This is a genomic window from Flavobacteriales bacterium, assembly GCA_016699575.1.
Taxonomy (GTDB): domain Bacteria; phylum Bacteroidota; class Bacteroidia; order Flavobacteriales_F; family PHOS-HE28; genus PHOS-HE28.
This window is the reverse complement of record CP064979.1, coordinates 3293404-3307565: the sequence shown is the minus strand read 5'-3', so window position 1 is coordinate 3307565 and position 14162 is coordinate 3293404. Positions and strand designations below refer to the sequence as shown.

The following is a 14162-nucleotide window of genomic DNA, read 5'->3' as shown; positions in this document are numbered from 1 at the left end:
GACCACCGGGGACGACCCGTTGGCTGGTAATACGCACCGGCGCGGGATGTGCAGAACGTCGTTACCGACGTGCTCTACCAGCGGCTCATCAACGGAACTTGAGCGATCCGCGGATGGTGGAGCTGCTCAAGGAGATCGATCTTCATCCTGCACGCCATGCGCAGCCAGGACGATCAGCCGCTCGTACGATGGTCAGTCCTGAACCACCAGCTGCGCGACGGAGAGGCGGCCCGAGGCGCCGACCACCTGAAGCGCATAGGCCCCCGGCGCGAGACCAGCGGGCAGCGTGAGCATGCGCACAGGACCGTTCACCGTTCGCGCATCGAGCACCAGCTCCGCGCCGCGTGCATCGTACAACCGGACGCGCACCACATCCTCCACCGACCCCAAGGTGATGGACATGCCCCTCCGGGCCGGATTGGGGTGCACCATCACAGCGAACGGCTCGTCCGCTTCCGCGACCGACGTGCTGATATCGTTGATGTGGCGGAACACCGTGATGTCGTTGTTCGTGCCGGAGTAGCCGCGCCCTGCGACGACGATCGCACCATCGCTCTGCAACACCAGCGCATTGGCCTCGTCGAATCCGCCGTTGATGCTATTGAGCACGTATCCGTTCGTACCGAACGTATTGTCCAGCACACCTGTGGTGGTGTAACGGGCCAGCACCTGGTCCCGAGGGCTGAAGATGAAACCACCGGAGGTACCGCAAACCAGGGGCTTGCCATCGGGCTGCAGTACCACATCATAGAACACGTTCTGGTCCACCGGTGGATTGAAGGTGACCGTGCCTCCTGTACCGAAAGAGGTCACATCAGCACCAGCATCGTCCATTTCCAACAGGAAGCCGTCGTACGTGAAGTCCGCTTGTTCGGTGAACCCGGTCAGGAAGATGTTGCCCGATGCATCGAGCGACTGGCCGAACGCCACATCCTGCTCGTTCGGGGTGATGGCCTTCACCACCGTGCCGCCCGCGCCGAAGGTGGGATCAAGCACACCGTTCGCGTCAAAGCAGGCCACCAGCACGTCGCGGTCGCTGAGCCCCCCGCCGATGTCGACGGAAAAGCTGCCACTGGCAACGATGCGCCCGTCCGTCTGCACACCGACGCTCCAGAACTGGTTCTCGATCTGGTCAACGGTTACCTCGGCAATACCGTTGCTGCCGAAGGTGTTGTCCACGGAACCGTCCGCGTTCAGCCGGATCACCACAGGTTGGTTGTTGAAGTTGGCGTCGATCCGTGAGCCGGCCATTAGGAACTGCCCATTGCCCAAGGGCGCCACGGCAAAAGCGAAGTCATCCGCTGCACTCACGTTGGGCTCGCTGTAGCCGCCCGTTCCGAACGACGTGTCCAAGGTGCCATCCACGTTCAGGCGCATGGCCAGCATGGAGGCGGAGAAGTTCGGGTCGTAGCGCGCGCCCACCACCACGATCTTGCCGTCCGCCTGAACAAAGAGGTCATACGCATAGGATTCGTTGAAGGCGTTGACGATCAGTGTGCCGTCGCCATCGAATCCGTTGTCGAGCGTGCCATCAGTGTTCAACCGCATCACCAGCAACTTGCCCGAGAAGTTCGGGTTGATGGCCGTGCCGGCGGCAAGGATCTTCCCATCGGGCTGCACCTTCACGCATGTCAGGTTATCGTTTGCGCCGAAGTCCTGCACGTACTTGCCAGCGGTGGCGAACGTGGGATCAAGCGCTCCGGGTTGGGCAACAAGCGAAAGGGCGACCGCCTTGGCCGCCATGATCGTTGGGATACGGAATAGTGGTGTGCTCATTGAACAAAGATGCTGATCATCGCCGAACACGGAAGGCCGGTGCCGAACAGCCCGCTCCGAGACCATCTTTGTCCAATGCGTTTGCTGCTGCTCGCTCTCGTCACCTCAGCCTTTGTGGTGCCCCACGATTTCTTCGTCTCCATTCTCACCATCCGTCACAAGCCGGAAACGCAGACGCTCGACTTGACGTGGCAGATGACCGCGCACGACATTGAACACGCGCTGGCAAGTCGAGGTGAGCTGAAGCTGGGGTCGGACAAGGAGCACCCCAAGGCCGACAGCCTGTTGAACCGCTACTTCATGGAACACCTTTCACTCTTCCAAGAGGACAAGCAGATGGCCTGGAAGTGGGTGGGCAAAGAACTCGACGGGGAAACGTTGTACTGCTACTTGCAGGTGGAAGGTGTTGCCACCCTGAACGACCTGCTCGTTTCCAACACGCTGCTGCACGATGTCTTCGCCGAGCAGCAGAACTTGGTGCATGTGGAAGGCGAGAAGACCCCAACGCAGTCGCATACGTTCGTGAGGGGATCGAACGCGCATGAGTTCGCGTGGTAGCTTACCTGATGAAACGCTACTTCTCTCCATCGACGCGTGATGCGCTCGCGAATGCAAAGGAAGAAGCGTTGCTGACGGGTGGCACGAAAATCAGCATCGCGCATCTTGTTCTCGGGCTTGCACGATCGGTCGAGGAGCAATGCGGCCAGTTACTCGCGCAAAAAGGTCTTGACCAAACCTTCGTTCGCGAGCATGCGCGAATTGGTCCATCCATCGTCACCACCGGCCCATTGGTTCTTTCACGCGAAGGCGAAGAGCTCTTAAAGGACAGCGCGTTCGGTGCCTTTTTGCATTCTCAAAGGGTGATCCAGCCGATCCACGTGCTCCTTACCCTTTTGAAGAGCCCTAGGGATCCGATATTGCACGAGCATTTTCTTCGTGTTGGATTGAGCTATGACGCCGCACTGGTGGAGTTCCACAAAATGGACCCCACGCTCGCTTCGAGCTACCGTGGTTGGCTGGCAACAGGATTCTTCAGCGAAGTGATCCGTGTCACCCAATTGAACAAGTTGATGGCTTGGACCTGAGCGCTGCTCGCTGTAACACATGCTCGCAAACCCTTGACCCGCCCCGAAAAAGCCGCCTTCGTCTCCCGCAAGCTCGCCGAGCTCTACCCACGCACGTCCATCCCGCTCGACCACGAAGACCCGTACACCCTGCTGGTAGCCGTGGTGCTCAGCGCCCAGTGCACGGACAAAAAGGTGAACGAGATCACGCCGCTGCTCTTCGCAAAGGCGCGCACGCCGCAGCAAATGGTGAAGCTGAGTGTGCAGCAGATCGAGGACATCATCCGACCGTGCGGGTTGGCACCCGCCAAGGCAAAGGGCATCCACGGTTTGAGCAAGATCATTCTGGAGAAGCACGGCGGCAAGGTGCCGAACTCCATCACCGCGCTTGAAGCACTGCCGTCGGTGGGCCACAAGACCGCCAGTGTGGTCATGGTGCAGGCCTTCGGGGTGCCGGCCTTCCCGGTGGACACGCACATCCACCGGCTCGCTTGGCGCTGGACGCTGAGCACGGGCAAGAGCGTGGAGCACACCGAGGCCGACCTGAAGAAGCTCTTCCCCGAGAAGGACTGGGCCGACCTCCACCTGCGCATCATCTACTTCGGGCGCGAGCATTGCCCGGCCAAGGCGCACGACCCGCGCAAGTGCCCCATCTGCAGCGTGGTCGGCAGGAAGGAGCTCTTCGACTGATCTTCGCGCCCCATCCATGAGCGCCATCGGCTACTACATCGCCCTGCCCTTCCTCTACGGCATCGCGTTGCTGCCGTTCCCGCTGCTGTACCTGCTCAGCGACCTCGTCTTCGTCCTGCTCTTCCACGTCATCGGCTACCGCAAGGACGTGGTGATGACGAACCTCCGGAACAGCTTCCCGGAGAAAAGCGAAGCCGAGCTGCGCGCCACCATGAAGCGCTTCTACCGCTGGTTCTGCGACCTCACCTTGGAGACACTGAAGACGTTGACCGTCTCCAAGGAAGAGGTCCGCAAGCGGGTGAGCTTCCCCGGGGCGGATGTCTTCAAACCGTTCGTCGAGGTGAAGCAGAGCGTCATCATCGTGATGGGCCACTACGGCAACTGGGAGCTGGCCGGTGCGCGCTTCGCCGTGGAACCGGGCCTGCACCAGCTCATCGTCATCTACCACCCGCTCCAGAACCCGCACTTCGAAAAGCTCATCGTGCACATGCGCACCCGCTTGGGCAACCGGCTCTATGCCATGCACGATACGTTCAAAGGCATGGTGCGGGACAGGCACCAGCTCACGGCCACGGCCTTCATCGCCGACCAGACGCCATCGCCCGAGAAAGCACTCTGGACCACCTTCCTCAACCAGGACACGCCGGTGTTCACCGGAACAGGGGTCATCGCCAAGAAACTGGGCTACCCTGTGGTGTACATCTCCGTACAACAGCCCGAGCGTGGCTACTACGAGATGGGCGCCGAATTGCTCATCGCGGATCCGAGGTCGATGTCCGAGGATGACATCAATCAGCTCCATACCCGACGTTTGGAGCGCGACATCCGCAATAAGCCCGACCTTTGGCTGTGGACGCACCGACGATGGAAGCACAAGCGGCCCGCCGCATAGTGGACAAAACCCCGGTTGAGGGCAAGGACCTGATCCTGGCCACACGCCGCTTTGCCCATGAGTTACGCAGCAAGAGCTGGATGCACTTGGGTGTGGCCGTGGCCGTTCTGGTGGCTTGGTATCTGGGTGCTTTGTTGCTGCCGACCTGGTGGTTGAAGGCCATCAGCGGAGTGTTGGCGGGCCTAACGCTCATACGGGTCTTCATCCTCTACCACGACCACCAGCACAAAAGCATCCTCAACCGCAGCCCGCTGGCCAACGCCTTCTTCTGGTTCTATGGTGTTTGGATGCTCAGCCCGCCCAGCATCTGGAAACGCAGCCACGACCACCATCACAAACACAACAGCAAGCTCTACACGAGCAGCATCGGCTCCTTCCCGGTGGTGACTGTGGAGAAGTACAAGACGCTCACCAAGAGCGAACGTTTCACCTACCTGTTCATCCGTCACCCGTTCGCCATCGCCTTCGGGTACCTCTTCGTGTTCATCATCGGCATGTGCCTCAACTCGTTCATCAGCAATCGGGGCAAGCACTGGGACAGCCTGCTCACGCTGGTTTTCCACGCTGCGTTGGGGTGGACGACGTGGTTCTTCTTCGGTTGGCAGGGACTCGTCTTCGCGTTCTTCCTGCCCTACCTCGTCACGTTCGCCTTGGGCAGCTACCTGTTCTACGCCCAGCACAACTTCCCGGGGTCGGTGTTCGCCGACAAGGACGGCTGGAGCTACGTGAAAGCCGCCATGGACAGCAGCAGTTTCATGGAGATGAGCCCGGTGATGCAGTGGTTCACCGGCAACATCGGGTTTCACCATGTGCATCACCTCAATGCGCACATCCCGTTCTACCGGCTGCCGGAGGCGCACGCCGCCATACCGGAACTGGTGAAAGCGAAACGCACCTCGCTACGGCCCGCCGACATCATCCGCTGTTTCAGACTGAAGGCATGGGACCCCGCCCAACAGCGGATGGTCACCATGCGGGAACTACGGGCAGCCTAACGACGAAAGCCCCGCTCGCAGCAGGGCTTCCGTCCGATAAGCCGGTTCAGTTCAGTACGATGGCCACCTTCCCGATGGGCGGGGCATCCACCACCCGCAGTGCCTTGCTGTAGCCGAGTATGGCTGCCAGGGTCTCAGGGCGCGGTCCGGGTTGTAGTTCGAGGTTCAAGCGAGGACGGGTGGAACGGCGTTTACGAAGGGTAGTGTGGTTCATGCGGTTTGCATTTCGGGTGTACAACGCCCCTCGGTTCCGGTGTATTGTGCCCCCAAGCGAAATCGGCCTCGACCGGTCGCGAAATGACCGGGGCGGCCCAATGGGCCGCCCCGGAACCTGTCATTCCATGGCCGATCAGGCCCGCTCCAGCATCATGGCGTTCTTGTCGATGAGCTTGCGCATGTTGATGAGTGCGTAGCGCATACGGCCCAAAGCGGTGTTGATGCTCACCTGGGTCACGTCGGCGATCTCCTTGAAGCTCATGTTCATGTACGTGCGCATGATCACCACTTCCCGCTGTTCCGGCGGCAGGGTGTCGATGAGCTTGCGCACGTCCTCATCGATCTGCACGTTCACCATGCGCTGCTCGACGTTCTGGTCGGTCTGCTTGATGCGGGCGAATACGTCATGCTCGTCATCGCTCCGCAGCAGGTGCATCTTCTTGCCCCGGCGGAAATGGTCGATGACCATGTTGTGCGCTACTCGCAGCACCCAAGGCAGGAACTTCCCTTCGTCGGTGTAGCGGTCGCTTTTGAGCACGTTCACCACCTTGATGAAGGTCTCTTGGAAGATGTCCTCGGTGACCTCCCGGTCGCGCACCATGAGGTAGATGTGGCTCCACACCTTCCGCTTGTGGCGGTGCAGCAGTGTGGCAAAGGCCTCCTCACGGCCTTCGAGGTACTGTTTCAACAGGTCCGAATCGGACAGATGCCCAAGCCTTTGGGGCTGAAGACGCTTCACAAGCATGACCTTCCCTTTTTAAGTGGAACAGAAGTTCAGGGTAGAGGTCTATGCCTATGCGTCGGTGGGTTTAGGTTGGCTCGGGCGGTTCGGGTCCTTTGACGTGGAACAGGCCGGTCCGGTTGCTTTAACGTTCACCACAAGTGGGTATTGTGCGACCCGTGGAAAATTCTTGTGGTTGGACCAAATGTAGCTCAGTTGCAGGCGAAAACAATACCGGTCCTCGTTCAAGGCTGCCCTTTGACCTCTGCCAACTGGGTCTTGAGCACGGCCAAACCTGCTTCAAATCCCCTCGGGGCGTATCCCAAGTCGCGCACTGCCTTGTCCAGCACGAACCCGGTACGAGGTGGCCGCTTGGCCGGCTGGTTCAGGCTGGCGCTGTCAACGGGGCGGACCACGGAGATGTCCAAGCCGAAGAACTTGCCCACGCGCTGAACGAGTTCCAGGATGGACATACCATCGGGGCCCGATAGGTTGTAGATGCCCGTGGCGCGCTCCTTCGCAATGGCGATGCAACCGTCAGCCAAGTCCTCGGCCAATGTTGGCATGCGCCATTGGTCATGCACCACCTTGATGGGCTCCCCCTTCTCCAAAGCACTCTTCGCCCAGAGCACTACATTGCTGCGACTGAGGCCCGGGGCGATGCCGTAAACAATGATGGTGCGGGCTACAGCCCAACGTCGGAGCCCGGCGTTCATCACCGCACGCTCCGCATCGAGCTTGCTCTGGCCGTAGATGCTCAGCGGGCGGGGCTCATCTTCCTCGCTGTACGGTCCGGCCTCACCGTCGAAGATGAAGTCGGTGCTGAGGTGGATGAGGTGCGAATCGATGGTCTTGGCCGCGTTGCACAGGTTCTCCACGGATTGAACGTTTTGCCTGCGGCACTCAGCGGGTTCGAGTTCGCAGGCATCCACGTTGGTCATGGCAGCCGTGTGGATGATGGCGTCGGGACGGTGATCGCGCAGCACGGTCAGCACCTGCTCGGCAACGGTGCAATCCAAGGGAGTGTACGTATAGCCCGAAGGGACGGGTGTGCGATCATCTCCCCGGGAAGTGGCGATGAGCTGCACTTCCGGGTCGTGCTTCAGCGCCGCCACGAGCTTCTGCCCCAACAAACCGTTGCTACCGGTGACAAGAATGCGCATGCGGCGAAGATGGGGCGCCTTGCATAATCGGCAAGGCTAAGCGGCACATCTGAGCTATCCCACGTCAGCTGGCGCCCCCGACCGCCGAGCGCGATCCGCTCGTTTCGCCAACACGAACTCCGGCCAGGTGGTGGCATCCTCTGCATCATGGATGCGCAGTCGTTGTGTCGGGTCGGACTTCAAGAGATCGTCCTTGGCGCAGCCCAGCACTTGCGCTGCGGTAATGACCCCTGAAATGGAGGCACCTGCGACACCGTGCGTAAGGGTGCTGGCACCGGTGAGATAGAGGCCACGGATCGGCGACTTCGGCTTGAAGGCGAAAGGACCAACGTGCTTCAGGGTCTTCTCCGTGCCGTACACGCTGCCCCGTGTGCTCTGCACATAGTGCTCGTTGGTGATGGGTGTTCCGATATCGGCATGCACCACATGCTTGCGAACACCGGGCAGCACGCGCTCCAATCCGTTCAACATCTTCTCCTGGATGCGGGCCTTCCATTCGAGGTACTCCAGTGATCGTTCCTCCATCCCCTCAAAGCGTTCAAAGGCCTTGTAGTCGAGATAGGTCACCATCTCGATGGTGTGGTGACGGCCGTTGAAGCTGGCCGGGTCCTTCAGTGTGGGGCAGCTGATGAAAGCCGCAGGGAACTCGTCGTCCGTGAGAATGTCATTGCGGGACATGTCGCGGAAAAGCACCTCCATGTCCACGTTGTCGCGCAGCATCCAGATGTTGCCGGAGTCGAGACCAGCGGCGCGTACGTCCATTTCCACGGTCACGAATAGCATGATGCTGGTGACCGAGTAACGCGACCGGTCCAGCTGTTTGAGCAGGCCCGCATTCAATCGTTCGCGTCCCACCATGCCCATATATGTCTTATGCGGATCAGCGTTACTGATGACTATCGGCGCAGATATCCTTTCACCATCGGCGAGTTCAACGCCAACCACGCTTTGGTGCTTGCCCTCGCCCTCCAGCAGGATGCGCTTTACGCGCGCGCTGGTGCGGACCACGCCGCCATGCCTCTTGATCGCGTTGGTCATGGCCTTCACGATCCCGGCGCCACCGCCTATCGGGTAGTAGCCACCATCGAAGTAGTGCTGCATCACAGCAGCGTGCACCGGGAAGGGCGCAAGGCTCGGCGGAAGCCCATGATCGCCGCACTGCACATTGAGCACGCTCTTGAGCAGCGGATCTTTGATGTGCCAGTCGATGACGCGCTTCAAGCTGAACAGACCGTACTTGCCCAAGTGCCGCGTGCGGAACGGGATGGTGAGGTGGTCCCAGAAACCGCTCATGCGATGAATGAGCTGCAATTGGTCGCTGACGTTGCGCACCGTGGTGAGGTAGCGCTTCAACCCTTTGCGCTCGTGCGGGAAACGAGCGGCAAGGTGCTCGAACAGGTTGTCCATCCCCGCAGGCATATCGATGCGGTGTTCACCGATCCAGCAATGCTCATAGGCCGTGGGGTTCATGCGGAAGAACACCATGTCGTTGGCTACGCCCAGGCCTTCATAGAGTTCGCGGGTGCTTTCCCCCTCGCCCATCATGCCGATGTAGTGCACACCCGGACTGAAGCGGTGCCCGTGCAATTGGAAACTGTGGCACCAGCCGCCGGGGACATCGTGCTGCTCCAGCACCAGGACCTTCTTGCCCGCACGGGCCAGACAAATGGCGGCCGACAAGCCCCCGGCCCCGGATCCAATGATGATGATGTCCGTGTTCATCGCGGTGCAACCGGGCTGCGCAACGGGCACGTTGTGCGGAACGGGAGGGAATGCAAGCCTACGGAATGGAGGGACACCAGCCTACAACTCCCACACCGTGCTCCGCTTGCTGAAGGGACGCTTGATGCGCTCCTTGTGCTGGAGCACGAAAGCCATAACCAGGTAGACGACGAGGTGCAGGCCAGCAGTGATGCAGCCCAGATAGATGAAGCTGAGGCGTACTTGCTCGGGTTTGATGTTGAGCTTGTCGCCCCACCATGCGCACACGCCGAACGCCTGGCGTTCCGTAACGGTCTTGATGCGGTCGATCATGGTGCAGGTCGCTTGAGCAGTTCCGTGCCGATGACGCAATGTAGGCAACGGCGTTGCCCGCAGTATTCGTTCTTCAGTTCGAGCAAGGGTTGGGTGCGTGCGGCAGAGCGGGCACGGATGCCGAGACTTTCCCAGCCCTCAATGATGGTGTTGGCTTCGGGCGGTAGCTGATCGAGCAGGCCAAGCGCGCGGTCGGCCAGTTCGGGTTTGCCGTGCAAGCGGCCCACCGCAAAGAGGAAAGGCACGATGACGTTGATGACCAGCAGCTCCGCGGCCGTGCTGCCCAAACGCTTTGGCTCCGGTTTGGCGGTTTTGTCCAGTAGCCAGTGGTCATGCCAATAACCGTCGGCCTCCACTTCGAGCAGAGGAATGAGATCCGCGGCACGCTCCTGCTCCAACAAACGCCCGAAAACGCCATCGAGCTTTGAGAACAGCCGGGCGAATTGCACTAGGCGCACCGTGGGGAAGTTGGCCGGGCGCAATCGACCGAACTTCCAGATCGCCGGGGAAAGCGGCCTCAATCCATGGAGGACCGCCAGCGCCGTGAATTCTTCCTGTATCCGCCGCGGATGCTCATCCACGAAATCCACTTGCAGAAGACCCGCCGTCCCGAGAACAAGTGCCTCGGTGCGCAAAGCGTTGTCGCGGTACTTGAGCAGCACCTTCAGCGGCAGCGCGCGCGCCAACTGGGCGAAGGGTTCGGCGTTCACCTTGAAGCCGAAGCCAGCGGCCAAATGCTGGTGGAAAGCCTCGGCCTCATCTCCACGACAGCGCGCTATGACCTGCTCGACGTCCTTCGTCTTACGCTCCAAGCGCTCAATGAGCAGCCGCTCCAACCAGAAGTCGATGCGCGCTGGATCGACGGCACCGATGGAACCTGCGCACGGCACCCACGCCTTGGTGTGCATCAAGCGCTCGTATGCCGCCAAGCTCCATTTGCTTATGCGATCGCCGAGCACCAAGGTGGGCACGCGGCCGCCCTTGCTCGTGCGCACATCCATGTCGTGGGTGTGAACAACGTGCAGGATGACGTTGTCGTAGGCCGGATCTTCGTGGTGCCTGTGCAGGAACCACTCGCTCGCACGCACATGCACTTCGATGTTCCCCGCGAACAACTGGTCATCGAGCCGGATACGCCCGTCGTGGAAGTCAGGACCGGAGTTGGGTTGCAAACGCCCCGGCTTCACCACCTCCACAGAGTTTCCTTCTACTGTGGCGAGATCATGCCGTGCGAAAAGCTGCTGCTCCCAAATGAACTGGAGCAGGTCCTCGCCATGCGGGAAATCCGGCAGCCGAGGCGGCTCAGCAAGCGACGGGGATTTCGTCAGGGGCATGAGCGACAAGATGTGCAGAACAGCGCACACTTCCTAGTGCTGGATCGCGTCGCCCTGCGAAGGGCTCGCGATGACGGTTGTCGAACCGTCATCGCGAGGAGGAACGACGAAGCGATCCAGCCGGAAGAACGTCTCAGCACAACCCCCTCGCCCGCATCGCAGCCTCCATCTGCTTCTGCAGTTCTTCGGCGGCGCGCTTGGCCGCTGGGACGGCATCCTCTCCCTTCCCGGCGTAGAGGATACCACGGGAACTGTTGATCAGGAGCCCGCCATCGGAAATCATGCAGGTGTCGAGAACGGCGTTCAGGTCGCCGCCTTGCGCGCCAACGCCCGGAACGAGGAAGAAGTTGTGTGGTGCAATGGCTCTTGCCTGTGCCAGCACATCCGTTCGAGTGGCCCCGACCACGAACATGGTGTCATCCGGGCTGCCCCACTCTCCCACCCTTTCCATTACGCGCTCGAACAGACGATGTTGTTCAACATCCACCGGCAGGAACTGGAAATCCAATGCGCCTTCGTTGCTGGTTACACCCAGCACAATGGCCCATTTTCCGCTGCGACCCAGGAAAGGCGTCACGCTGTCCTTGCCCATGTACGGAGCGATGGTAACGGCGTCGAAGCCAAGCTTGTCGAAGAACGCTTCGGCGTACTTGCGCGCAGTGTTGCCGATGTCGCCGCGCTTGGCATCGGCGATGATGAAGCAGTCGCCTTTGGCCCGGATAGCAGCCACGGTGCGCTCCATGCTCTGCCAGCCTGGAACGCCCAAGGCTTCATAGAACGCGAGGTTCAACTTGTAGGCCACCGCCGTGTGGTGCGTTGCTTCGATCATGGCTTCGTTGAACACACCGACCGGATCAACAGAACCCCGGAACTGCTCCGGCACCAAGTGTGCTTCGGTATCCAAGCCCACGCAAAGCAGGCTGCGCTTTCGCTTGATAACCGCAACGAGCTCTGCGCGTGTCATGCGTTGCTGGTTTCCTTGAGGCGTTCGGTGCGGTCAGCCAGTTGCAGAGCATCGATGAGTTCTTCGATGGCACCGTTCATGATCGCGGGCAGCGCATGACTCGTGAATTCGATGCGGTGATCGGTGACACGGCTCTGCGGGTAGTTGTACGTGCGGATCTTCGCGCTGCGGTCGCCGCTGCTCACCTGGCTCTTGCGGTGACTGGCCTCCGCCTGTTGCTTCTTCTGCAAGGCTTCGTCGTAGAGCTTGGTGCGCAGCATCTGCATGGCCTTCATGCGGTTGCCGAGCTGGCTGCGCTCCGTCTGGCACATCACCACGGTACCAGTGGGGATGTGGGTGAGGCGCACCTTGGTCTCCACTTTGTTCACGTTCTGGCCGCCGGCGCCGCCGCTCCGTGCGGTCTCCATCTTCACATCGCTTTCCTTGATGTCGAAGTCGAACTCGTCGGCTTCGGGCAGCACGGCAACCGTCGCAGCGCTCGTATGCACACGGCCGCTGGCCTCGGTCTCGGGCACCCGCTGCACACGATGCACCCCGGCCTCGAACTTCAACGTACCGTAGGCACCCTCGCCCACCACGTTGAAGACGACCTCCTTGTAGCCGCCCACGGTGCCTTCGCTGAAGTCGGCGACTTCCACCGTCCAGCCGCGGCCTTCGCAGTAGCGTGAGTACATCCGGTAGAGGTCACCAGCGAAGATGCTGGCCTCGTCGCCTCCGGTGCCACCGCGGATCTCCATCGTACAGTTGCGCGCGTCGTTCGGGTCCTTCGGTACCAAAAGCATGCGCACTTCCTCCTCCATGCCTTCCACCTGAGTGCGTAGTTCGTCGCGTTCGGCGCGCGCCATGGCCACCATGTCGGCATCCCTCTCGGTACGCAGCATGTCCTCCGCGCCCTTCAGGTCCGTGTGCAGTTTCTGGAAGCGGTGGAAGGCTTGCGTGATGGGCTCCAGTTCCTTGTAGGTGCGGCTCAGCTCGGCAAAGCGCTTCTGGTCCGCAATGACCGACGGATCGCTGAGGCTCTTCTCCACCTCGATGCGCCGATCGTACACGGCGCGCAGTTTCTCCAACAGTTCGCTCATCGGAATACGTCCACGGATGAATACGGATGAGGATGATGAACGCTGACGCGGTTATTGGTAACGGAATTCACCATGGCCGGACTTGATGACGACCTCTTTGGCCGGAGCGGCTTCAACCCGGCCTACGACTTGTGCATCGATGCCGAAGCCTCTGCTGATGCCGATGATCTCCTCGGCGCGTTGGGCGGGCACGTAGAGTTCCATGCGGTGGCCCATGTTGAAGACGCGGTACATCTCGCTCCAATCCGTGCCGCTCATGCGCTGGATGGCAGCAAAAAGCGGTGGTGTGGCGAAGAGGTTGTCCTTCACCACGCGCAGGTCGCCAATGAAGTGGAGGACCTTGGTCTGGGCGCCGCCGCTGCAATGCACCATGCCATGGACATCGCTGCGCATGCGCTGCAAGGCCTCGCGGATAACCGGTGCATAGGTGCGCGTGGGCGAGAGGACAGCTTTGCCGAAATCCAATGTTGTTCCTGGGAGCGGGTCGGTGAGACGCGCTTGGCCGCTGTAAACCAGGTTCTCGGGCGTGCCGGGATCGTAGGTCTCCGGATAGGTGCTGCCGACAGCCTTTGCAAATACATCGTGGCGCGCGCTGGTGAGCCCGTTACTGCCCATGCCCGCGTTGTACGCGTCCTCGTAGCTGGCCTGACCGGAGCTGGCCAAGCCAACGATCACGTCGCCAGCCTGGATGCGGGCATTGTCGATGGCCTCATCGCGGCGCATGCGACAGGTCACCGTGCTGTCCACAATGATGGTGCGCACCAGATCGCCAACGTCAGCGGTTTCGCCGCCGGTGCTGCGGATGCCGATGCCATGGGCGCGCATCTTTTCCAGGAAAAGCTCGGTGCCTTCGATGATCGCACTGATCACCTCGCCCGGGACCAGGCGCTTGTTACGGCCGATGGTGCTGCTCAAAAGGATGTTGTCCACTGCGCCAACGCAGAGCAGGTCGTCCAAGTTCATGACGATGGCATCCTGCGCGATGCCGTGCCACACGCTCAGGTCGCCGGTCTCTTTCCAGTAGGCGTAAGCCAGCGAGCTCTTGGTGCCAGCGCCATCAGCGTGCATCACGACGCAGTGGTCAGCACTGCCCGTGAGGTCGTCGGGGACCACTTTGCAGAACGCCTTCGGGAAGAGCCCTTTGTCCAAGGCGGCAATGGCCTTGTGCACATCGTCCTTGGTGGCGCTTACCCCGCGTTGCTCGTAGCGGCTCTGGCTCATGGTTGGTGGAAAA

General features: G+C 60.8%; 14 protein-coding genes. 5 read left to right on the top strand and 9 right to left on the bottom strand.

The window, feature by feature from the left end; all coding sequences use genetic code 11:
• Nucleotides 1-192 precede the first annotated feature (192 nt).
• On the bottom strand, nt 193-1776 hold the full coding sequence (locus tag IPJ76_13775) for a hypothetical protein (protein ID QQR85666.1): 1584 nt from the start codon (nt 1774-1776) through the stop codon (nt 193-195).
• A 75-nt stretch (nt 1777-1851) separates the two neighbouring features.
• On the opposite strand from IPJ76_13775, the gene IPJ76_13770 reads away from it, so the two are divergent.
• The 5 genes from IPJ76_13770 to IPJ76_13750 are packed head-to-tail and all read left to right on the top strand — an operon-like array spanning nt 1852 to nt 5417.
• On the top strand, nt 1852-2334 hold the full coding sequence (locus tag IPJ76_13770; protein ID QQR85665.1) for a hypothetical protein: 483 nt from the start codon (nt 1852-1854) through the stop codon (nt 2332-2334).
• Nucleotides 2335-2342: 8 nt separating this feature from the next.
• The gene (locus IPJ76_13765) at nt 2343-2861 is read left to right on the top strand and encodes a hypothetical protein (protein ID QQR85664.1); all 519 of its coding nucleotides are present in this window, start codon (nt 2343-2345) and stop codon (nt 2859-2861) included.
• A 33-nt stretch (nt 2862-2894) separates the two neighbouring features.
• Nucleotides 2895-3530, top strand: a complete 636-nt coding sequence (nth, locus tag IPJ76_13760) for an endonuclease III (GenBank protein ID QQR85663.1) — start codon at nt 2895-2897, stop codon at nt 3528-3530.
• Between the two features lie 16 nt (nt 3531-3546).
• Nucleotides 3547-4422, top strand: a complete 876-nt coding sequence (locus IPJ76_13755) for a lysophospholipid acyltransferase family protein (protein QQR85662.1) — start codon at nt 3547-3549, stop codon at nt 4420-4422.
• Complete coding sequence (locus IPJ76_13750; protein QQR85661.1) at nt 4395-5417, top strand: fatty acid desaturase; 1023 nt, start codon at nt 4395-4397, stop codon at nt 5415-5417. The genes IPJ76_13755 and IPJ76_13750 overlap by 28 nt, the downstream gene beginning before the upstream one ends.
• 349 nt (nt 5418-5766) lie before the next feature.
• Here the strand turns inward: IPJ76_13750 and IPJ76_13745 are convergent, their stop codons facing one another.
• The 8 genes from IPJ76_13745 to IPJ76_13710 form a co-directional block, all read right to left on the bottom strand.
• The gene (locus IPJ76_13745) at nt 5767-6378 is read right to left on the bottom strand and encodes a sigma-70 family RNA polymerase sigma factor (GenBank protein ID QQR85660.1); all 612 of its coding nucleotides are present in this window, start codon (nt 6376-6378) and stop codon (nt 5767-5769) included.
• Between the two features lie 221 nt (nt 6379-6599).
• The gene (locus IPJ76_13740) at nt 6600-7517 is read right to left on the bottom strand and encodes an SDR family oxidoreductase (GenBank protein ID QQR85659.1); all 918 of its coding nucleotides are present in this window, start codon (nt 7515-7517) and stop codon (nt 6600-6602) included.
• A gap of 54 nt (nt 7518-7571) precedes the next feature.
• Nucleotides 7572-9239, bottom strand: coding sequence for an NAD(P)/FAD-dependent oxidoreductase (locus tag IPJ76_13735; protein ID QQR88470.1), 1668 nt, complete (start codon nt 9237-9239; stop codon nt 7572-7574).
• 81 nt (nt 9240-9320) lie between these two features.
• A complete protein-coding gene (locus IPJ76_13730; GenBank protein ID QQR85658.1) occupies nt 9321-9551 on the bottom strand; it encodes a PspC domain-containing protein in 231 nt (76 codons plus the stop codon).
• Nucleotides 9548-10885 carry a DUF2851 family protein gene (locus tag IPJ76_13725; GenBank protein QQR85657.1) on the bottom strand — a complete coding sequence of 446 codons (1338 nt, stop codon included), beginning with the start codon at nt 10883-10885 and terminating at the stop codon, nt 9548-9550. The genes IPJ76_13730 and IPJ76_13725 overlap by 4 nt, the downstream gene beginning before the upstream one ends.
• 133 nt (nt 10886-11018) lie before the next feature.
• Nucleotides 11019-11849 carry an orotidine-5'-phosphate decarboxylase gene (pyrF, locus tag IPJ76_13720; GenBank protein QQR85656.1) on the bottom strand — a complete coding sequence of 277 codons (831 nt, stop codon included), beginning with the start codon at nt 11847-11849 and terminating at the stop codon, nt 11019-11021.
• Nucleotides 11846-12919 carry a peptide chain release factor 1 gene (prfA, locus tag IPJ76_13715; protein QQR88469.1) on the bottom strand — a complete coding sequence of 358 codons (1074 nt, stop codon included), beginning with the start codon at nt 12917-12919 and terminating at the stop codon, nt 11846-11848. The genes pyrF and prfA overlap by 4 nt, the downstream gene beginning before the upstream one ends.
• A 60-nt stretch (nt 12920-12979) precedes the next feature.
• Nucleotides 12980-14149, bottom strand: a complete 1170-nt coding sequence (locus IPJ76_13710; protein ID QQR85655.1) for a phosphoribosylformylglycinamidine cyclo-ligase — start codon at nt 14147-14149, stop codon at nt 12980-12982.
• Between the last annotated feature and the right edge of the window lie 13 nt (nt 14150-14162).